This is a genomic window from Pseudomonas sp. KH_027, from assembly GCF_057838565.1.
Map to the genome: position 1 here is coordinate 32,299 of NZ_CM174470.1, position 20,147 is coordinate 52,445.

Here is a 20,147-nt window from a genome sequence, read left to right on the forward strand (position 1 = left end):
GTAAGCAGGCGTAAGGTGCTGCTGGCCGTGCTCTACACGCTCGTCGCCGCATACTTTGCTTGGCAGTTTCAAGAGAAGTACCACAATAACAGCAATGCCCTCACCGTCTTGGTTACGGTCTTTTCGATCCTGGCGGGCTTCTTGATCGCAGTAATGGCTATTGTCGGAAATGAGCGTGCTTTGCGTGGGAGAAACTGGCGCCAAGATACGTTTTACCTGGTGCAGATACGGCGCGATCTCAAGCGCCATGCTGCTTTGTTTTACCTGTACTTGGCTATTCTTGCTGTAGCTTTTTTGGCATCACTGAACCTCGGCTGGCCTAGCTGCATTCAGATAGGGGTCGAGTGTTTTTTGCTCTTTTTGGCGTGCATCGCAATGCTGTTTTCTTTCTCGCTACCAGGACAGCTGACAAAAAGGCACATCAAGGATCTGGAGACGGTGATTCGTGCTCGGCAAGAAGAGGAGATCAGGCAGTCAAAGTCGACTGATCCTCGCTAAAGGCCTGTCGATGGTACTGTCACTAAAAGCGGGTTATTCACACGTGTAGTATGAGGAAGTAATTATGACAGAAAAGGAAGATAACGCGTCCGCCCTGATGAAGGCTGTTGAGATAATTGCAATATCCCCAGCGGATGCGCGAGTTGTCGTTTCACAATATGAACAGCAGGCAAGAGCTTCGCGCCCAAAAGCCAGTGAAAAAGAACTTAAGAATCTGGTTTGCGAAAAAATAATAAAAAGATACTCAAAATTGGCATCAACGTCTGGTGGTGCAACCGCGTTAGCGGGTGTGATACCAGGAATTGGAACCGCAGTATCTTTGGTGGGCGGCGGCCTTGCAGACGTAACCGTTTGTATGAAACTTCAGATAGATATGACAATGTGCATTGCATTGGCAATTAATAAAAATCTATCTAATGAAGACGCAAAACACATGTCATTCATCATTGCTTTAGCGGGTTCATTGGAGCAAGTCGGCTCTGCCGGTGCAACAAGAATCGCATCTAAAGCTGGTGTGAAAATGGTTGATAAATACCTTAAGGGAGCGGCTCTACAGGCTATAAAAGAGCTGTTTAAGAAGATCGGAATCGAGTTCACAAAGAAAGCTACAATGAAGGTAATCCCCTTTGGTGTGGGGGTTGTGATCGGTGCCTCAACAAATTACTGGCTTACAAAGTATGTCGGGAATACAGCGAAGGATTTTTTTGACTTAGATGCTTCGGAGCGGGCATTGGAGCCTGTATAAATATCAGTTGCCAAAAGTAGGAAGATAAAAGGCTCATTTTCCGATCCACGAGCCTTTTCTTAAATATGAACGCAGCGTTGCGATTACAGGTTATCGGAACTGTAACGCCAGCCTCGGGTACACAATGTTCCGTATACCCTCAAGCCTGAGTATTTATTCATGGATGAAGTCAGCACTCTCCCCCTCGGATTCTGTACCTGACCTTTGATTACTTTGCCGCTAGCGAAATAGCAGACACATCTATGGTGCTGTGTCTGGTCTATATACATATTGGTACGCCCCTGAGCGGGCTAACACAGGCTTTCACTGGCGCCTCACTCTGAAAGGATTTCTGATGGAACTGATTTTTCTGCCCCGTAAGGCCGATCAAAAGAACCTGAAAAGCTACTATCATCGAGCTATCGCCGAATCCAAAGAGCTTTACATCGTCAGCGCGTACCTGACGAACTGGGCTATCGAAGAAAAGCTTGGATCTCATTGTGAGGAATTCATGATGGTGGTCGGCCAGGATTTCGGCCTTACCCGTAAGGCCGCCTGCGAAAGCGTTCTGAAGTGGCTCCCCATTCGGTACAAGACCCAGCTCTTCGCCGCAGAAGACATTCAGGGATTCCATCCCAAGGCGATGTTCTGGAGAGAGACTGACGGCACATGCTACTCCCTGATTGGATCGTCCAATCTCTCTGTGGCTGCCTTTTCCGATAACCATGAAATAAATGGCTTCACCGTCATTTCAGAGGCGTCTTTCCAGCAAGCCAAAACCTGGGTGCTGGAGTTGCAGCCTCAGTCTTCTGTCGTGGATGCGAAGTGGCTGGAAGGCTATGTAGAGGCCACCCGTCAGCCAAAGCCAGGCAAGAAGGGTAAGAAGGGCACCGCTGATGATGGTAGCTACGCCGTCGAATACGTCCTCCCGCTTCCGACTGACCTGGAGAAGGTGGGTAGCATTCTGCGAGCTCGTCGTGCAGCCATGAGAATCTTCAATGCCAACAGGGACGATCTGGAGAGACTGTTCAGGGATGCTGCTAGTGCTGCCAGGTGGAGCCAGAACAGAAATTTGTCCTTCTACGATAATCTTCGCGCAATCTGGGTACTGGATGGTGGAAGTCGTTTCCAGGCAAAGGGCTGGGAGATCAAGGGCAAGCACTGTGATCACAGGGAGCTCTCTAGGAGCCTGGTTCGCGTCTTGGATGCACCAGAAGTCGAAAGGGATGTGGTGGTTGTTCGCGAGATCAACAGGATGAGCGACATCTTCCTTGAGACTCGTGGATCCCTGTTCTCGGAGATGCTCTGCCAGTTCTTCCCGAGCTTCTACCATGTGGCGAACAACCCTATCAAAGGCTGGTTGAGGGCAAGCGGCCTTGTGCGTCCTAGGGGGCTTTCCGAGGGAGACAAGTACATCTATGCAGCCAGGCATCTCCGCACGGCTCTCAGGCGAACCAAGAGGTACCCTGCTAAAAACCTAGCCGAACTAGATGCTCTGCTTTGGTATGCGGAAGAGGCCAGGGTAAACGGATAGAGCTACCAGTCCTTATTGGGCGACATGGTTTCTGGCTCTTAACTACCTGCCCACCAGCTCTAGGACAGACCAACCTCCACTCAAGCACGTGATGGTGGTATCGCGGCGGTTAAGGCGTACGGCCCTAGTGCTCCGGTGGTAGATTGCGGATTTCGGTGAACGTGACCGAGCGTTTCGCTAATACGTGACCGGTGCTTCCACCCCGGTTGCGCGGGTTCTGGATTGTAATCGCATCGGTCACGATGCGGCTTGTTCCTCGGCTTTTTTTCGGCGCAGCGACTCGCCTTTCATCGTCAGCCGGTAGGCGTTGTGCACCAGGCGGTCGAGGATGGCATCGGCCAGGGTCGGGTCGTTGATCCAGCCGTGCCAGTGCTCGATGGGCAGTTGGCTCGTCAGGATGGTGGAGCGGCTGCCAGCGCGGTCGTCGATCACCTCCAGCAGGTCATGCCGGGCTCCTTCCTCCAGCGGGGCTAGCGCCCAGTCGTCCAGCACCAGGACGTCGACCTTTGCCAGCTGTTGCAGGGTACGGCCGAAGCTGCCGTCGCCATGAGCGATGCGCAGTTGTTCCAGCAGGCGCGGGGTGCGCAGGTACAGGGTGCTATAGCCCTGGCGGCAGGCCTGGTTGCCCAGGGCGCAGGCCAGCCAGGTTTTGCCGGCACCGGTCGGGCCGGTCAGCAGCAGGTTGTGCTGCTGGCGGATCCAGTCGCCACTGGCCAGGGTGGCGATCAGACGCTCGTCCAGGGCGCGACCGGAGCGGCGGTCGAGATCTTCCAGGCAGGCGTTGGCGTACTTGAGCTTGGCCTTCTTGCGCAGCCGTACCAGGCGCTGGTTGTCACGCCAGGCCAGTTCACGGTCGAGCAGCAGGCCGAGGCGCTCATCGAAACTCAGGCTGTGGCTGGCCGGCAGCGTCCATTGCTCTTCCAGGGCGCGGGCCATGCCGTCCAGGCGTAGCTGGTGCAGTTGATTCAGGGTGTGTTGCGGCATCATCGAACAGCTCCTGTTGCGGGGGTTGGTAGTAGTCGGCGCCACGGACGTTCTCGTGGTCGCCGGGTAAGGTCGTTTCGGCGGCACGCTGGGGCAGCGGCTGTTGATCCAGGCCTTGCTGGAGCAGGTTGCGCACGCTGCGCCCGGTGAAGGCGCGCAGGTGTACGGCACGTTCGGCAGCGGCTTCCAGGCGTGCATTGCCATAGCGCCGGGCCAGCGAGAGCAGGCCGAGGCAGGCGCGGTAGCCCATCTCCGGGTGCGGCTTGTGGGTCAGTTGGTGATCGATCAGTTGGCGCGTGTAGGGGCCGATCCGCGCGCCCCAGTCGAGCAGGCGTTGTGGCGTCCATTCGCGATGCGCCTGGTGCGCCGCGGGCATGTGCTCGCGCTGGGTACTGTAAGCGCCGCGTCGCCCCAGCAGCAGGTGGCTGGCCACCCGCCGGTTGCCATGCAGCACTTCCAGGGTGTGTGCCGTCAGTCGCACGTCCACGTTCTGCCGGGCCAGGGCGGAGGGCACGCTGTAGAAGCTGCCATTGACCTCGATGTGGTAGTCGATGCTGACCTTGCAGCGCTTGAAGGTGGCGACCTCGTAGGGATGCACCGGCAGCGCTCGCAAGGCCGGGCGATCCAGGCGCTCGAACCAGTCGCGCCGGCAGCCATCGAGCCGCTTGAACGGGCGCCGATTCAGATCCTCCAGCAGCTCGGCGATGGCCTGATTGAGCGCATGCAGGCTGAAGAACTGCCGATGGCGCAGCCGCGCCATGATCCAGCGCTCGACCACCTGCACCGCCACCTCGGCCTTGGCCTTGTCCTGAGGCTTGCGTGGCCGTGCCGGCAGGATCACCGTCTGGTAATGACGCGCGCACTCCAGCGTGGCCCGGTTCAGGCCCGGCTCGTAGCGATCCGGCTGGGCGACCAGGGCGCGCGGATTGTCCGGCACAACCATTTCCGGCACGCCGCCAAAGTAGGTCAGAGCCTGGCCCAGCGAGGTCAGCCAGTCCACCTGGGTTTCGCCTGGCGTCGCGCAGGCATAGGTGTAATTCGAGGCGCCCAGGGCGGCGACGAAGATGTGCGCCCGGCGCACTTCGCCGGTGGCCGGGTCGACCACCGGCAGCGTCGGCCCGGCATAGTCGATGAATAGCTTCTCGCCCGCACGGTGCAGCTGACGCATCGAACGTTTGAGCGTCTGGGCGTAGCGCCGGTAGTGCTCGACGAACTGGGTGTAGCGGTAGGTCGGCTGGCCCGCATGCGCGGCGAGATATTCCTCCCACAGCAGCTGCAAGGTCACGCCCTTGCGTCGCAACTCGCGGTGGATGCTCAGCACATCGGGCAGCACTCGCTCACCGCGCGGCTTGTTCGTCGACGTCGGTGCAAACAAGGCGGCCGCCAGCGCGGCCTCGTCCATGGCCACCAGCGCCGGCCAGTCCAGCCCGGCCACCCGCGCCGCCGCGATGTACTTGCTAACCACGCCCTTGGACAGCTGCAAGGCACGGGCAATCTTCTCGTGGGACAAGCCGGCCTCAAACTTGAGGCGCAGACATTCTTTGATGTTTCGCATGGCTACTCGCGGCGCCGCCATCTTCCTCTCCCGAAATCGGTCGAGGATGGCGGCGCATCAGGTCATGCGCAACGAAGGGGAAGGCTTTCGCTAAGTCGTGACCGGCGATTTCGGTAAGCCGTGACCACCTGTTTCGGAACAGGCGGAAAATCGGTCACGTTGCTACCGAAATGAGCGGTCACGCGTTAGCGAAATGACCGGTCACGATCAACCGAAACGGCCGGTCACGGTGCTCCGAAATCCGCAGTAGATCTCACCTGACCCATCGTGCTTGTACAAAACCCGCTTCGGCGGGTTTTTTGTTGCATCGGGCTGTTCAACCCCAAAGCGAAGTTTTTTCTGAGACAGGACGGTCTCTAGAAAAACTGGGCTATTCAGCCAAGTACCACGGGTAACAAATTGGGAGGTGGTCGCGGTAACTACCCGCCTGCGAAGTCGAAGTAATTGAATAGGATCAACAGGCTCTTCAATGGGCCTGTTGATCCTCAGTACTTGATGGATTCCTCCTGGATCCTATCTGGCCTGCTTTCTTCCTACTGGTACGGTTCAGCCGAGCGGTAAGCTCGGGTTTTATTTATCAAAACTGTTAATAAATTCTGGAGCGCTGTTGCGTTGTATGCGTCCGGGCATCCCGTCTTGCGCAGCTAAACCGGTTGCCATCTATGCGGCAGCAGCTCGTCGACAGCACTCGCCCGCTGCGTCGGCAGGCGAGTCAGCACGTCCTTCAAATAAGCATACGGATCATGCCCGTTGAGCCGTGCCGACTGGATCAGACTCATGATCGCAGCCGCACGTTTGCCGCTACGCAGTGAGCCGGCAAACAGCCAATTCTTGCGACCTAGCGCCCATGGACGGATCTGGTTTTCCGCCCAGTTATTATCAATGGGCACCGCCCCATCATCGAGATAGCGCGACAGCGCCGTCCAGCGTTTGAGGCTGTAATCCAGGGCTTTGCCAATAGCTGAGCCATCGTGCACGAGCTGACGCTGGGCGATCATCCAGATATGCAGAGCGTCCATCACCGGTACAGCTTTTTCTTGCCGTATTCGACGGCGTAAATCCGGCTCCAGGTCGCGGACTTCACGTTCGATTTCGTACAACAACTGGATGTAGCGCAAGGCCTGTTCGGCGAGCTGGCTTTTGTTGGTGGCGTGCAGGTCGAAGAACTTGCGCCGAGCATGAGCCATGCAGCCGATCTCGGTGACGCCGAGTTCAAAGCTGGCCTTGTAGCCGCCAAAATCGTCACAGACCAGCTTGCCCTTCCAGTCGTGCAGGAAGTTGCGGGCGTGTTCTCCGGCGCGGCTGGGGCTGAAGTCGTAAACCACGGCATTCACGTCGGCAAACTGGCTGGTGGCATAAGCCCAGACGTAAGCGCGGTGGGTTTTCTTCGCGCCCGGCGTGAGCATCTGCACCGGTGTTTCGTCGGCATGGATGACGTGATGCCCAAGCACCACGTCGCGCAGCGCATCGACCAGCGGTTGCAGTTGCACGCCGCATACGCCGACCCATTGGGCCAGAGTCGAGCGCGCGATGGCCAAACCGGCTCGACCAAAAATCGATTCCTGGCGGTAGAGCGGTAAATGATCAGCGAACTTCGCGATCATCACGTGGGCCAGCAGCCCGGCGGTCGGGACTCCCTTGTCGATGACCTGCGCCGGAACCGGTGCCTGAATCAGGGTTTCGCACTGATCACAGACCCACTTGCCACGGATGTGGCGCTCGACGGTGAACACGCCCGGCGTGTAGTCGAGCTTCTCGCTGACATCTTCGCCGATACGCTTAAGGGCGCAGCCGCATGAGCATTCGGTGTTGTCCGGTTCGTGATGGATCAGGGTGCGCGGAAACTGTGGCGGCAAGGCCGTACGTTTAGGTTTTTGCCGAACCTCGGTCGAAACGAGAGCCGGTTGCAGGGCCTCAAGCTCGGCTTCGATGGCCGCGATGTCGGTGTCGATCAGGTCATCGAGCAAGCTGGTCTGGGCCGGGCTTAGCTGCTCGCTGCGCTTGGCAAACTTGAAGCGCTTGAGCTGCGCGATCTCGTGGGCCAGTTTCTCGTTAACCGTTTTGTGATGGTGGATTTGCTTGTCCATTGACTCGACTTTTTGATCGAGACTCTCGACGCGCTGCATCAACTGCGCCGCCAGAGCGCGCAGTTGTTCAGGGTTGAGCTGGTCGAGATTGGGAAGCGAAGTCATGTCGCCGACTTTGCCAGAGCAGGCCAGTACCGGCGAGAGACTCATCGGACAATTGCACGGCCAGGAAGGCCATGGCAGGCGTCACACGATAGAAATCGCGCCGCCTGGCCCGACTCTTTGCCAGGGTAAACCGAGCACCAGGGCGTGCAACTGCTCAGCGCCCAGTTCCACTTGAGCGCCGTGTCGAGAGCCCGGCCAGAAAAACTTGCCCTGATGCAGACGGCGGGCCGCCAGCCAGATACCCAACCCGTCGTGCACCAACACCTTGATGCGCGTGGCACGACGATTGGCAAACAGATAAGCACAGTGCGGCTGCGCCGCACCGAACACCGCCACGACCCGCGCCAGCGCGGTATCGGTACCGGCGCGCATGTCCATGGGATCGGTGGCGAGCCAGATCGAGTCGATGCGGATCATCGCAACAGGTCTCGAAGAAAGGTCGCGCAGGCGGCTGCGCTTTCGGTCGGCCAGTTGATCGCGACTGTTCCGCGAGGGCTTGGGACTTCGATGCGAATAGTGGCGGCGGTGATTTCTGATCGTGTCGCAGGTGCCTGTAATTTCAGCGGGATGAAGGCCGGTTGCAGGGCGACATTTTTCTGCGATTGCAGCCGAATCCACTTATGGACGAGGTTCGCGTTGAGGCTGTGGCTCAGCGCGACATTGGCAATCGAGGCCCCGGGCTGTGAGCACTCTTGTATGACTTGGGCTTTGAAGGATTTGGGATAGGAACGGCGCGTTGGCTGCATGGAATATCTGCTTAAAAAGGCTAGACGAGGTGTCCACTTAAATTGAAGTGCACACCATGTCTTGGCCTAGCAGAGCGGGCTAGATGCCTTTGCCGGACGCATACGTTGCGTTAGCTATTTAGCCCTTGGGAATGTGATTCGTGTCACGGTTTTCCGCGCTCTTAGAGCGGCCTAAAGCCTGTCTACGTGCCAAGCACATAGGAGGTGGCACAGATGACACTTATTCAATGGCCCGAGATCAGTGATGTGGTACCTCACATCGACCTTATGGTTTCTTTTGTCTCAGGGCAGGGCATGCAGGCTTGGGGGGCATTCATATCTGTGGATGCAGCAAAGACGTTGTATTCCAGCCTTGGCGCAGATGCTCTCAAAAATCATGCGCCTGTCGAAGCATTGGGGTGGCTCTCAATGCAGTTGGGCATTCCGCTGGCCAGGCTAGAACTGCCAGCCGCAGGTGTGTTCACGACACTCCACGGTTTCTTTCTGGATGGAGGATCGGCTGATCTGTCCGCATACAGCCGTCATGGCCACTTCTGCGAGACAGCATTCGGTGACTTGCACCGAGTATCTTTGGATTGGCTTGAGGCCGGTACGGGCGAGCCTTTTAGTTTGATGTTCTGCTGGTAAAAGGAGCTACCAATGCGGTTGTTCAGCTACAAAATGACTCATGACACTGGATTCGCACCGAATCCATTTGGTCATACGCTGACGCTAGCCACCTGCAAGCCCCAGATTCGTCGCTTAAAGAAACAGGGAGACTGGATTGCTGGATTCACTTCCAAGGCTCTGACTGGGGATCATGTCGGTGAAGAGCGCCTCATTTATCTGATGCAGGTGGGTAAAAAACTGCACCTGCGCGACTACTACATCGAACCCTTGTTCCAGGACAAAATACCTAACCTCGGCAAATCCGGCCCTATTCCCAAAGCGGGAGATAACATCTACCGGCCCCTTGTTCCAGATGCATTCGAGCCGGGGCATTTTGAGCAAGTGCCCAATCCCAATCACTGGGATACTGGTGTCGATGCCCCCAGTCCTTTTGATCTACGCCGTGATCTATCTGGGCAGTACGCTTTGATTGCTGACGAGTTCTATTACTTCGGAGCTCAAGCTATAGCGCTCCCTGAAGCAGTTCGACCTGCCCTGCCCGGTGGGCAGTCGGCACATGGCATACAGTCCTCCGAAGCGTTAGCCGAGCGTTTTATCTCTTTTATACGGTCGCGTTACCAACCGGGTAGGCACGGTCATCCGACTCAGTGGCCTGAAGATGAGCTCACCAGTATGTCTAAATGCGGAGGCCGCTGATGCGCATCATCCTGAGTCGCAAAGGTTTTGATTCCACGGCAGGGGGGTGTCCAAGCCCGATTTTTCCGGATGGGCGCATGCTTTCATTGCCTATTCCGGATAAAGGCTCGCCCATTGCCTATCAAGACCTGTCGTTTGGGGATATGAACGTTGGTGATCTGGTTGTAGATCTCACAGGCGATGCCAAGCGGAGTCGCCACTTCGCCCACTTGGATCCAGATCTGCGCGCTGATTCCCTACCACGGTCGCCTGGTTGGAAACCTTTATTGGGACAGATGGGTAGTGCCCAAGGGCACCTTCGCAAGCAGGGCGTTCAAGCCGGTGATGTTTTTCTGTTCTTTGGATCGTTCAGACCTGTTGAGCAGACGGCAGAAGGCTGGCGCTTCAACAGAGCGGAACGGGCACGCCATATCATCTGGGGTTGGATGCAGATTGGGCGGATTCACAAGGTCGATGAACTCCCTAGTGATGAAATGCATTGGGCGCGCTATCACCCGCATTTCGCATACTCCCCAGATGCATCTAATGCCCTGTACGAGTCGGCAGATCAGCTAGTCGTTGGAGGCGCTCACACCCATGCTCCAGGTGCAGGTGTATTCACGCATTTTGATGAGCGGCTGGTGCTGACAGCTTCAGAGAGCGGCGCGCAGACTAACTGGAGGCTTCCAGGTTTTTTTGCCCCTGTAGGTGGACGCTCACTGCTGAGTTATCACGGTGATGTACGTCGATGGCACGTAGTGGGCAATGAGTGCCTGCTCAGCAGCGTGGCCAGAGGACAGGAGTTTGTCTTTGACACACAGGGGCATGACGCCCCTGCGCAATGGATTCTGTCCCTGCTGGAAGCCCGTTCTTCCTCCGAGTGAGGCTTTGTCTAGTAAGTTGGCTGGCGCCTTTCCATGCTCGACTTTGCGACAGATTGCTATCTAGAATCTGTCGCAGGCGCCCGCCCAACTTGCACACGAGTTAAAAAGCTTTTTGCATCCTTCGATTCATACCTCTCTAGCTGAGAAACCCTTCCAAGCCTGGATGTCCGGGGCTTAAACGTGTGCCTTAAAAAGCTGTGTAGCCGCCTGCTGATTCCAACGCCTCCGTACCACGCCCCACGTATCAGATAGGGCATACCTAAAGGGAACCGGTGCAAAGGGAATCCGCGTTGGCGCGATAGTCGAGATTTGGCTTGATTAAACCAAAAAAGCAATTAAGATCTTGATTGTGCAATTAAGATCTTAACTGCTTTTTTGGTGATTTATGGCTGTCCAGGCACGCGTTACTGTTATAGAAAATGTAGAAAACGTCTTCCCGAACGGATGGAAGCTCTGCTTCCAATGGTGCATCTACAATTACAGCGATGGGACTCAACAACGAGGCTATCGCTTCATCTGGAAACGTAAAGACGGTTCTCTCCAGGCCGCACGGGGTCAAGCACGGTTACCCAATATGGCGCTAATTACCGAGCTGGTGGAAAAGGCCAAAAAGCAGGGGTGGGGCTACGAAGGCGAAGAGATGGCTGACTCGAACGTATGAGGCCGCTCAGAGCCGCTATAGCGAATGGCTTACACGGCCTGGCGTTGTTCGCCGCTTCCGGCATGGCCTTGCGGGCACTAATCTAGCTCCATCCACTGAGCAACGGATGTGCTCGGCATCAAGGATGATTGACCATCGCTAGGACGCATCGACAGGATGTTGAATGGTCAGGAAAGAACCCGCTTCGGCGGGTTTTTTGTTGCCTGCAAAAAGCTGCGGCACGTGGCCGTTCCCCTGCAATCCTAAGGAGCTAACTGCTGCGGCTGTTCTGTGGGTGGGGCTGGCAAGGCGAGTGACTCGAAGAATTATTAACAAAAAGTTAATACATTCCCGATCCGTGCAGTGCGTGTATCGGGCGCTATGTTCAATGGTGCCCAGCCCCGGACAGGGTTCTGGCGACCACTTCAATGTTACGTGGGTACAGGGCGGGTACAGAGCACCTGGGTTCTGGCGCTAGGAGTATCGCAATGTAAGCCGAGCGTCTTAAGTAGTCAGACGTTCACCGTTCCGACAACACTGAAAACTCTCGAAGCCTGCGACGGGTGGAGATTCCGTTGTTCTTGGAACATCGCTACGCTGTTCAAGATTGGCAGGTTGTCAATTCAGGCAGTTGCTTGAGGCCTGTCTCCAGCACGTCGGCTGTCTTACCGAAATGTAGTGCTGCACGCGGCTCGATTCAGGGGCTTGCGGAAAATGACACTAATTGCGGTCATTTCGACAGAAAATGCCATTTTATGTGGCTCAATCATGCCAATAATTGCGCCCATTCTATTTTGTAAGTCATTGATTTATATGGTTTTTATCTGATTGGCGGATGACAGCTTTGTCGCCCGTCGACACGTTGCTCGATATGGGCACATCAAGTGCCCGGGAATAAAAAAGCCCCGCTTCTGTCGGGGCTTTTTTTATTTATAAATCAGAGTTTTACAAGCATGCTGAGCGGCTTGGAAGGGCCATTCTCTAGGCCGGCGCCTGAACGTCGCAGGCCGGCAAGGCGCCGATATCGCATTGGGCCTGTGAGACCCAGGCATAGGCGCGGTCGTTCAGTTCGCCAATGGCGCGCGGGCCCGTGCCTTCGGCATGCATCAGCGGGCCGATGACGACCTTGATGGTGCCGGCGCGCTTGCCCCAGCCCTGCTTGGGCCAGAACTCGCCGGCGTTATGGGCGATCGGCAGTACCGGCAGGTTAGCGTTCACCGCCAGCGCCGCACCGCCACGGGAGAACTTGCCGATCTGCCCGGTGGGGATGCGAGTGCCTTCCGGGAAGATCAACACCCAGATGCCCGCCTGCAAGCGCTCATGGCCCTGCTTGGCCAGTTCCTTGAGGGCGGCTTTGGGGTTGTCCCGATCGATGGCGATGGGTTTGAGCAGGGCCATCGCCCAACCGAAGAACGGCACGAACAGCAGTTCGCGCTTCAGCACCTGGCTGAGTGGCTCGAAGTAGCAGGAGAGAAAGAAGGTTTCCCAGGTGCTCTGGTGTTTCGAGAGAATCACGCAGGGCTGTTTCGGCACGTTCTCCGCACCGCTGACTTCATAGCGAATGCCGAGCATCACCGCAGTCAACCACACCGCGAAGCGGCACCAGTTGACGTTGATGAAACGGTAGCGCGCTTCGAATGACTGAAAGGGCGCGACAAAAAAACTCAGGCTGCACCAGAGCAAAGCGCTGATGGACAGCAGCAGGTAGAAGAGAAAGATTCTGATGGCCTGCACTGTCGACATAGGAGCTTTATCCGTCGCGGGCAGTGCCCGCCTAATGAGAGTGGAGTAGCTGTGCGGCAACTGCCGCCAGATCGTCAAATACCAACGTTCCTGCCGGCACGGCTGTGCCGAGGGTCTTTTCGCCTTTGCCGGTTTTCACCAACACAGGCTGACAATCGACGGCCAACGCCGCCTCCAAGTCACCCTTACTGTCGCCGACGAACCACAGGCCGGCAAGCGCAACGCGGTAATGCGCGGCGATGCGCTCGAGCATGCCCGGTTTCGGCTTGCGACAGTCGCAGCCCTCATCCGGCCCATGGGGGCAGAACTCGATCATGCCGAGCTCTCCGCCCTGCTCCGCTACCAGTTCACGCAGGCGCGTGTGCATGGCCTCCAACGTGGACAAATCGTAATAGCCGCGCGCCAGGCCGGACTGGTTGGTGGCGACCGCCACCGTCCAGCCGGCGCGGCTCAATTGCGCGATGGCCTCGATCGAGCCGGGAATCGGAATCCACTCATCCAACGACTTGATATAGGCGTCGGAGTCGTAATTGATCACTCCGTCCCGATCGAGTATCAGCAGCTTCACGGCTTAGCCCAGCACCGAGATGTCGGCGACGCCGAGGAACAGGCCACGCAACTGCGCCAGCAACGCATACCGATTGGCGCGTACCGCGGCGTCATCGGCATTGACCAGCACGGCCTCGAAGAAGGCGTCGACCGGCTCACGCAGGCTGGCCAGGTGTTCCAGGGCTTCGCGGTACTGACGGCCAGCCGCCAGCGGCGCGACGGCCTGGGCGGCGGCGGCGACCACTTGGGCCAGGGTCTGCTCGGCCGGCTCCTGCAGCAGTTCGACGTTGACGCTGGCCGGTACCTGACCGTCGAATTTACCCAAGAGGTTGGAGACGCGCTTGTTCGCCGCGGCCAAGGCGGCGGCTTCGCTACGGGCGCGGAAGGCCTGAACCGCCTGTACGCGCTGATCGAAGTCCAGCGGCGCGGTCGGCGACAGTGCACGCACGGCCTGATACACCGCGACGTCCACGCCTTCGTCTTCATAACGGGCACGCAGGCGGTCGAAGATGAAGTCCTGCACCTGGGCGGCCAGGCCTTCGGCGTTGACCTTGTCGGCGAACTGCTGGATGGCGAAGGCGATGGCCTCGGCCAAGTCCAGATCCAGCTGCTTTTCGATCAGAATCCGCAGCACACCCAAGGCTGCACGACGCAACGCATAGGGGTCCTTGCTGCCGGTGGGCAACATACCGATGCCAAAGATACCGACCAAGGTGTCGAGCTTGTCGGCGACCGCGACGGCCGCTCCGGTCAGGGTGGTCGGCAGTTCGGCACCGGCACCGCGCGGCATGTACTGCTCGTTCAGCGCCAGGGCCACGTCTTCGGCTTCGCCGTCGTTCAGGGCGTAGTAGTAACCGGCGATACCCTGCATCTCCGGGAACTCGCCGACCATTTCGGTCGCCAGGTCGCACTTGGACAGCAGACCGGCACGGGCCGCCCGCTGGCTGTCGCCACCGGTGCGTTCGGCGATAAAGGCCGCCAGCCCGGCAACCCGCTGGGCCTTGTCGAATACCGAACCGAGCTGGGCCTGGAACACCACATTGGCCAGCCGCTGGTTGAAGGTTTCCAGCTTCTGCTTCTTGTCCTGCTTGAAGAAGAACTCGGCATCGGTCAGGCGCGGACGCACGACTTTCTCGTTGCCGGAAATGATCTGTGCCGGGTCTTTGCTTTCGACGTTGGCCACGGTGATGAAGCGCGGCAGCAACTTGCCGTTGGCATCCAGCAGGCAGAAGTACTTCTGGTTGTCCTGCATGGTGGTGATCAGGGCTTCCTGCGGTACCGCGAGGAAGCGCTCCTCGAAGGAGCACACCAGCGGCACCGGCCACTCGACCAGGGCGGTGACTTCATCCAGCAGGCCGGCGGGTACGATAGCCGTGCCGTTCTGCTCGGCCGCCAGGGCCGCGACACGGGCGCCGATCAGTTCCCGGCGCTCGGCGAAGTCGGCCAGCACATGGGCGCCACGCAGGTCTTCGAGGTAGGTCGAAGGCTTGCTGATGTGCACTTTGTCCGGGTTGTGGAAGCGGTGGCCGCGGGACTCACGGCCGGCTTTCTGGGCGAGGATTTCGCAGTCGATCACCGCGTCGCCGAACAGCATCACCAGCCACTGGGTCGGGCGGACGAACTCTTCCTTGCGGGCACCCCAGCGCATGCGCTTAGGGATCGGCAGCTCGTTCAACGAAGCGCTGACGATGCCTGGCAGCAAGCCAGCGGCGGCTTGGCCGGGAATGCTCTGGCTGAATTTCAGCTTCGGCCCGCTCTGGTCGATGGCCGCCAGTTCGACCCCGCATTTCTTGGCGAAACCCAGGGCGGCCTGGGTCGGCTTGCCTTCGGCGTCGAAGGCAGCCTGCAGTGGCGGGCCGTCGAGGTTGACGCTGCGATCGGGCTGCTGGACGGCCAGCGCCTCGATCAACACCGCCAGGCGCCGTGGCGCGGCGTACACGCGGCTGGCGCTGTAGCTCAGGCCGGCGGCCTTGAGGCCTTTTTCGATGCCGCCGAGGAAGGCGTCGCCGAGGGTTTTCAGGGCTTTGGGCGGCAGCTCTTCGGTGCCCAGTTCAACCAGGAAATCTTGCGCACTCATTCTGCTGTCTCCTGGCTGTTGCCCAATACTTCATCGCTTAAAAGCCCTGCTTCTTTCAGCTTGGCCAGTACTTCATCCCGCAGTTCGGGGCTGGCCATCGGGAAACCGAGCTTGGCCCGCGCCTGCAGGTAGCTCTGCGCTACCGAGCGCGCCAACGCACGCACGCGCAGGATGTACTGCTGACGTGCGGTGACCGAAATCGCCCGGCGCGCATCCAGCAGGTTGAACGTATGGGACGCCTTGAGGACCATTTCATAGGTCGGCAGCGGCAGTTGCAGTTCGATCAGGCGGTTGGCTTCGCTTTCGTAGAAGTCGAACAGCTCGAACAGTTTTTCGACGTTGGCGTGTTCGAAGTTGTAGGTCGATTGCTCGACTTCGTTCTGATGAAACACGTCGCCATAGGTGACCTTGCCGAACGGGCCGTCGGTCCAGACCAGGTCATAGACCGAGTCGACACCTTGCAGGTACATGGCCAGGCGCTCCAGGCCGTAGGTGATCTCGCCAGTCACCGGGTAGCACTCGATGCCGCCGACCTGCTGGAAGTAGGTGAACTGGGTGACTTCCATGCCATTCAGCCAGATTTCCCAGCCCAGACCCCAGGCCCCGAGGGTTGGCGATTCCCAGTTGTCTTCGACGAAGCGAATGTCATGCACCAACGGGTCGAGACCGATGTGCTTGAGCGAACCGAGGTACAGCTCCTGGAAGTTATCCGGGTTCGGTTTCAGCACCACCTGGAACTGGTAGTAATGCTGCAGGCGGTTGGGGTTCTCGCCGTAGCGGCCGTCACCGGGGCGACGGCTGGGTTGCACGTAGGCGGCGTTCCAGGTTTCCGGGCCGATGGCGCGCAGAAACGTGGCGGTGTGGAAGGTGCCGGCGCCGACTTCCATATCGTAGGGCTGAAGCACCACACAACCCTGCTCGGCCCAGTATTGCTGGAGGGCGAGGATCAAGTCTTGGAAGGTGCGCACGGCAGGCGTAGGCTGGCTCACGAAAATTCACCTGTACTGAGGCTGCGACAGAAAGGGCGGGAGTATACCCGATTCCCACTCGCCTCTACCCCCTGGAGCCTTATGCCACGCTGCTTCTGGTGTACCGACGACCCGCTGTATAGGGCATACCACGACCAGGAATGGGGCGTGCCGCAACGCGATCCGCAACAGCTGTTCGAGCTGCTGTTGCTGGAAGGCTTCCAGGCCGGCTTGTCGTGGATCACCGTGTTGAAGAAACGTCAGCGCTACCGTGAGGTGCTATTCGGTTTCGACGTGCAACGCCTGGCGCAGATGAGCGATGCCGAGATCGAGGAGCGCATGCTCGACCCTGGGATCATCCGCAATCGCCTAAAACTCAAGGCCGCGCGCAGGAATGCCCAGGCCTGGCAGCAGCTGGACGACCCGGTGACGCTGCTCTGGTCGTTTGTCGGCGGGGTGCCGAAGATCAATCACTTCGAGAATCGCAGCCAGGTGCCGGCAGTCACGGCGCAGGCCGAGGCGATGAGCAAGGCGCTGATAAAGGCCGGCTTCACCTTTGTCGGCCCGACCATCTGTTACGCCTACATGCAGGCGGCCGGGATGGTCATGGATCACACCACCGATTGTTCGCGTTACGCCGAGCTGGCAGCCGCCGGGTAGGAGCGGGCCACCTCGTCATCTCTCGGTCTGGTTACAATAGCCGCCTCGAAAATTTCAGGAGTTGCCGGTGGAGAAGTTCAAAGGTGCATTGATAGTGGGCTTTCTACGCCTCTTCGCCCTCCTGCCCTGGCGGGTGGTGCAAGGCCTCGGGGGCGCGATCGGCTGGCTGATGTGGCGGCTGCCGAACGGTTCGCGCGACGTGGCAAGCATCAACTTGCGCAAATGCTTCCCCGAACTGGATGCGACGGCCCATGATCGCCTGCTGCGCCAGAGCCTGATGGATATTGGCCGTACGCTGACCGAAAGCGCTTGCGCCTGGGTCTGGCCGGCGAGCAAATCCCTTGAACTGGTGCGCGAAGTGCAAGGCCTGGAGGTGCTGCAGGCGGCGCTGGCGTCCGGCAAAGGTGTGGTCGGCATCACCAGCCACCTGGGTAACTGGGAAGTGCTCAATCATTACTACTGCACTCAGTGCAAGCCGATCATTTTCTACCGTCCGCCGAAGCTCAAGGCGGTCGATGAGTTGCTGCGTAAACAGCGCGTGCAACTCGGCAACCGCGTGGCGCCTTCGACCAAGGAAGGCATCCTCAGTGTCATCAAGGAAGTGCGCAAAGGCGGCGCCGTGGGGATTCCCGCCGACCCCGAGCCGAGTCTCTCATCGGGCTTCTTCGTGCCCTTCTGCGCGGTGCAGGCGCTGACCAGCAAATTCGTGCCGGGCATGCTCGCCGGCGGCAAGGCGGTCGGGGTGTTCCTGCATGCGCTGCGCCTGGAGGATGGCTCGGGCTACAAGGTGATCCTCGAGGCGGCTCCCGAGGCGATGTACAGCGATGACCCGCAGACGGCCGTGGCGGCCATGAGTCAGGTGGTCGAGCGCTACGTGCGGGCGTATCCGAGCCAATACATGTGGAGCATGAAACGCTTCAAGAAACGGCCCGAGGGCGAGGCGAAGTGGTATTGAGGGCTGCGCTTTTTTCAGGGCATGCCTGGGCGTGCGGGTCGATTTGCGTTATCAACGGATAATCGCAGTTCAGGAAGACGAGGCTTATGTCCAACCAGCGACAATCTCCACGTACGTCGATGAAGTGCCGGATCAAGATTTGCCATCCGAGCTTTGGCGAGTTGATTGCCCAGACGCGCGACCTGTCCGACGGTGGCGTGTATGTCAAACACCCGGATCTGGTGGCGCTGCAACAAGGCACGCTGGTGACCGGGCAGGTGCAGGATTTGCCGATCGAGGCGCCGATCCTGCGCATGGAAGTGATGCGAGTGGATGCCGAGGGTGTCGGCCTGCGCTTTTATCAGGAGCCCGAAGACGCCTGACGGCCCGGGCTTCAAGCTGGCGGCTGCTGCCTGTCCAGCTTGCGCAGAAACACCGTCATTTCCTTCTCGGCCTGCTTGTCGCCATGCGCTTGGGCTGCACTCAAGCCTTGCTCCCAGGCCCGGCGGGCGCCCGCCTGATCGGCTTGGCCCTGGTACGCCTTGCCGAGCAGCTTCCAGGCCGCGGAATACTTCGGGTCGAACTCGACGCACCGCTGCAGATGCTCGGCCGCGCGGGCGAAGTCGCCCACGTCCAGGTAACCCTTACCCAGGCCGAAGCGCAACAGGGCGTTATCCACGCCCTTGGCGAGCATTTTTTCCAGGGATTCGAGCATCTGAGCTCCGCGTGCATCGGTTTCGTGGGAGCGGCTTGAGCCGCGAGCTGGTGACTCTCACGGCTCAAGCCGCTCCCACAGTTGTTAGAAAAACGTCAGGCCGACTTGGAACAGCCGCTCGACATCGCGGATGTATTTCTTGTCGACCAGAAACAGGATCACATGGTCGCCGGACTCGATCACCGTGTCGTCGTGGGCGATCAGCACTTCTTCGTCACGCACCAGGGCGCCGATGGTGGTGCCCGGCGGCAAGGCGATGTCTTCGATGGCGCGGCCGATCACTTTGCTCGACTTGGCGTCGCCATGGGCGATGGCCTCGATGGCCTCCGCCGCTCCGCGCCGCAGTGAGTGCACGCTGACGATATCGCCGCGGCGCACGTGGGCCAGCAGGGTGCCGATGGTCGCCAGCGCCGGGCTGATGGCGATATCGATCTCGCCGCCCTGCACCAGATCGACATAGGCCGGGTTGTTGATGATGGTCATCACCTTGCGCGCGCCGAGGCGTTTGGCCAGCAGCGAGGCCATGATGTTGGCCTCGTCGTCGTTGGTCAGGGCGAGGAAGATGTCCGCGTCGTTGATGTTTTCTTCGACCAGCAGATCGCGATCCGAGGCGCTGCCTTGCAAGACTATGGTGCTGTCGAGGGTCTCGGACAGGTGGCGGCAGCGGGCCGGGTTCATCTCGATGATCTTCACCTGATAGCGGCTTTCGATGGCCTCGGCCAGGCGCTCGCCGATGTGGCCGCCACCGGCGATCACGATCCGTTTGTAGCTGTCATCGAGGCGGCGCATTTCGCTCATCACCGCGCGGATATTGCCCTTGGCGGCGATGAAGAACACCTCGTCGTCGGCCTCGATCACCGTGTCGCCCTGCGGCAGAATCGGCCGGTCGCGGCGGAAGATCGCCGCCACGCGGGTGTCGACATTCGGCATGTGCTGGCGCAGTTGGCGCAGCTGCTGGCCGACCAACGGGCCGCCGTAGTAGGCCTTGACCGCGACCAGTTGGGCCTTGCCGCCGGCGAAGTCGATCACCTGCAAGGCGCCGGGGTATTCGATCAGGCGCTTGATGTAGTTGGTCACCACCTGTTCCGGGCTGATCAGCACATCGACCGGAATCGCTTCGTTGTCGAACAGGCCGGCGCGGGTCAGGTAGGCGGATTCGCGCACCCGGGCGATCTTGGTCGGGGTGTGGAACAGGGTGTAGGCGACCTGGCAGGCGACCATATTGATTTCGTCGCTGTTGGTCACCGCGATCAGCATGTCGGCGTCGTCCGCGCCAGCCTGGCGCAACACGGTCGGGAACGAGCCGCGACCCTGTACGGTGCGAATGTCGAGGCGATCGCCGAGGTCGCGCAGGCGGTCGCCATCGGTGTCGACCACGGTGATGTCGTTGTGCTCGCCGGCCAGGTGCTCGGCGAGGGTGCCGCCGACCTGACCGGCGCCGAGAATGATGATTTTCATCC

21 protein-coding genes are annotated in these 20,147 nt (G+C 59.2%); 10 read left to right on the top strand and 11 right to left on the bottom strand.

The window, feature by feature from the left end:
* Nucleotides 1–15: 15 nt before the first annotated feature.
* The 3 genes from AC3IYG_RS00135 (at nucleotide 16) to AC3IYG_RS00145 (ending at nucleotide 2,756) form a co-directional block, all read left to right on the top strand.
* Nucleotides 16–498 carry a hypothetical protein gene (locus AC3IYG_RS00135; RefSeq protein ID WP_489311710.1) on the top strand — a complete coding sequence of 161 codons (483 nt, stop codon included), beginning with the start codon at nucleotides 16–18 and terminating at the stop codon, nucleotides 496–498.
* A gap of 64 nt (nucleotides 499–562) precedes the next feature.
* The gene (locus AC3IYG_RS00140) at nucleotides 563–1,243 is read left to right on the top strand and encodes an EcsC family protein (protein ID WP_489311711.1); all 681 of its coding nucleotides are present in this window, start codon (nucleotides 563–565) and stop codon (nucleotides 1,241–1,243) included.
* A gap of 334 nt (nucleotides 1,244–1,577) precedes the next feature.
* Nucleotides 1,578–2,756, top strand: coding sequence for a phospholipase D family protein (locus AC3IYG_RS00145; RefSeq protein WP_489311712.1), 1,179 nt, complete (start codon nucleotides 1,578–1,580; stop codon nucleotides 2,754–2,756).
* A gap of 237 nt (nucleotides 2,757–2,993) precedes the next feature.
* Here the strand turns inward: AC3IYG_RS00145 and istB are convergent, their stop codons facing one another.
* From istB to tnpA, 5 genes are all read right to left on the bottom strand, one after another.
* Nucleotides 2,994–3,743 (bottom strand): IS21-like element IS1474 family helper ATPase IstB, encoded by a 750-nt coding sequence (gene istB / locus AC3IYG_RS00150; protein WP_003460139.1) that lies wholly within the window; start codon nucleotides 3,741–3,743, stop codon nucleotides 2,994–2,996.
* On the bottom strand, nucleotides 3,631–5,316 hold the full coding sequence (gene istA, locus AC3IYG_RS00155; protein ID WP_041506137.1) for an IS21 family transposase: 1,686 nt from the start codon (nucleotides 5,314–5,316) through the stop codon (nucleotides 3,631–3,633). The genes istB and istA overlap by 113 nt, the downstream gene beginning before the upstream one ends.
* A 623-nt stretch (nucleotides 5,317–5,939) precedes the next feature.
* The gene (tnpC, locus tag AC3IYG_RS00160) at nucleotides 5,940–7,487 is read right to left on the bottom strand and encodes an IS66 family transposase (RefSeq protein WP_489313884.1); all 1,548 of its coding nucleotides are present in this window, start codon (nucleotides 7,485–7,487) and stop codon (nucleotides 5,940–5,942) included.
* 81 nt (nucleotides 7,488–7,568) lie between these two features.
* The gene (gene tnpB, locus AC3IYG_RS00165) at nucleotides 7,569–7,904 is read right to left on the bottom strand and encodes an IS66 family insertion sequence element accessory protein TnpB (RefSeq protein WP_489310535.1); all 336 of its coding nucleotides are present in this window, start codon (nucleotides 7,902–7,904) and stop codon (nucleotides 7,569–7,571) included.
* Entirely contained in the window at nucleotides 7,901–8,233 is a 333-nt protein-coding gene (tnpA, locus tag AC3IYG_RS00170) for an IS66-like element accessory protein TnpA (protein WP_489310536.1), read from the bottom strand. Before tnpA ends, tnpB begins: the two co-directional genes overlap by 4 nt.
* Before the next feature lie 213 nt (nucleotides 8,234–8,446).
* On the opposite strand from tnpA, the gene AC3IYG_RS00175 reads away from it, so the two are divergent.
* The 4 genes from AC3IYG_RS00175 to AC3IYG_RS00190 all read left to right on the top strand — a co-directional run bounded on the left by AC3IYG_RS00175 (nucleotide 8,447) and on the right by AC3IYG_RS00190 (nucleotide 11,062).
* Nucleotides 8,447–8,860, top strand: coding sequence for a hypothetical protein (locus AC3IYG_RS00175; RefSeq protein WP_489311713.1), 414 nt, complete (start codon nucleotides 8,447–8,449; stop codon nucleotides 8,858–8,860).
* A gap of 12 nt (nucleotides 8,861–8,872) precedes the next feature.
* Entirely contained in the window at nucleotides 8,873–9,538 is a 666-nt protein-coding gene (locus AC3IYG_RS00180) for an Nmad2 family putative nucleotide modification protein (RefSeq protein WP_489311714.1), read from the top strand.
* The gene (locus AC3IYG_RS00185) at nucleotides 9,538–10,401 is read left to right on the top strand and encodes an Nmad3 family putative nucleotide modification protein (protein WP_489311715.1); all 864 of its coding nucleotides are present in this window, start codon (nucleotides 9,538–9,540) and stop codon (nucleotides 10,399–10,401) included. The genes AC3IYG_RS00180 and AC3IYG_RS00185 overlap by 1 nt, the downstream gene beginning before the upstream one ends.
* 385 nt (nucleotides 10,402–10,786) lie before the next feature.
* Nucleotides 10,787–11,062, top strand: coding sequence for a hypothetical protein (locus AC3IYG_RS00190; protein ID WP_489311716.1), 276 nt, complete (start codon nucleotides 10,787–10,789; stop codon nucleotides 11,060–11,062).
* A gap of 960 nt (nucleotides 11,063–12,022) precedes the next feature.
* Here AC3IYG_RS00190 and AC3IYG_RS00195 read toward each other — a convergent pair.
* From AC3IYG_RS00195 to glyQ, 4 genes are read right to left on the bottom strand one after another with little or no spacing between them, the layout of a single operon-like run.
* Nucleotides 12,023–12,784 (bottom strand): lysophospholipid acyltransferase family protein, encoded by a 762-nt coding sequence (locus tag AC3IYG_RS00195; protein ID WP_489311717.1) that lies wholly within the window; start codon nucleotides 12,782–12,784, stop codon nucleotides 12,023–12,025.
* Nucleotides 12,785–12,815: 31 nt separating this feature from the next.
* Nucleotides 12,816–13,352, bottom strand: a complete 537-nt coding sequence (gene gmhB / locus AC3IYG_RS00200) for a D-glycero-beta-D-manno-heptose 1,7-bisphosphate 7-phosphatase (protein ID WP_489311718.1) — start codon at nucleotides 13,350–13,352, stop codon at nucleotides 12,816–12,818.
* Between the two features lie 3 nt (nucleotides 13,353–13,355).
* Nucleotides 13,356–15,410: a glycine--tRNA ligase subunit beta gene (gene glyS, locus AC3IYG_RS00205; RefSeq protein WP_489311719.1), complete on the bottom strand. Its 2,055-nt coding sequence runs from the start codon at nucleotides 15,408–15,410 to the stop codon at nucleotides 13,356–13,358.
* Nucleotides 15,407–16,399 carry a glycine--tRNA ligase subunit alpha gene (glyQ, locus tag AC3IYG_RS00210; protein ID WP_489311720.1) on the bottom strand — a complete coding sequence of 331 codons (993 nt, stop codon included), beginning with the start codon at nucleotides 16,397–16,399 and terminating at the stop codon, nucleotides 15,407–15,409. Before glyQ ends, glyS begins: the two co-directional genes overlap by 4 nt.
* An 81-nt stretch (nucleotides 16,400–16,480) precedes the next feature.
* On the opposite strand from glyQ, the gene AC3IYG_RS00215 reads away from it, so the two are divergent.
* The 3 genes from AC3IYG_RS00215 to AC3IYG_RS00225 all read left to right on the top strand — a co-directional run bounded on the left by AC3IYG_RS00215 (nucleotide 16,481) and on the right by AC3IYG_RS00225 (nucleotide 18,355).
* The gene (locus AC3IYG_RS00215; RefSeq protein WP_489311721.1) at nucleotides 16,481–17,038 is read left to right on the top strand and encodes a DNA-3-methyladenine glycosylase I; all 558 of its coding nucleotides are present in this window, start codon (nucleotides 16,481–16,483) and stop codon (nucleotides 17,036–17,038) included.
* A 67-nt stretch (nucleotides 17,039–17,105) separates the two neighbouring features.
* On the top strand, nucleotides 17,106–17,993 hold the full coding sequence (locus AC3IYG_RS00220) for a lysophospholipid acyltransferase (protein ID WP_489311722.1): 888 nt from the start codon (nucleotides 17,106–17,108) through the stop codon (nucleotides 17,991–17,993).
* 86 nt (nucleotides 17,994–18,079) lie between these two features.
* The gene (locus tag AC3IYG_RS00225; protein ID WP_489311723.1) at nucleotides 18,080–18,355 is read left to right on the top strand and encodes a PilZ domain-containing protein; all 276 of its coding nucleotides are present in this window, start codon (nucleotides 18,080–18,082) and stop codon (nucleotides 18,353–18,355) included.
* A gap of 11 nt (nucleotides 18,356–18,366) precedes the next feature.
* Here AC3IYG_RS00225 and AC3IYG_RS00230 read toward each other — a convergent pair whose 3' ends face one another.
* Together AC3IYG_RS00230 and trkA are read right to left on the bottom strand one after the other, a co-directional pair.
* Nucleotides 18,367–18,687, bottom strand: coding sequence for a tetratricopeptide repeat protein (locus AC3IYG_RS00230; protein WP_489311724.1), 321 nt, complete (start codon nucleotides 18,685–18,687; stop codon nucleotides 18,367–18,369).
* 84 nt (nucleotides 18,688–18,771) lie between these two features.
* Nucleotides 18,772–20,145 carry a Trk system potassium transporter TrkA gene (gene trkA, locus AC3IYG_RS00235; protein ID WP_489311725.1) on the bottom strand — a complete coding sequence of 458 codons (1,374 nt, stop codon included), beginning with the start codon at nucleotides 20,143–20,145 and terminating at the stop codon, nucleotides 18,772–18,774.
* Nucleotides 20,146–20,147 lie beyond the last annotated feature (2 nt).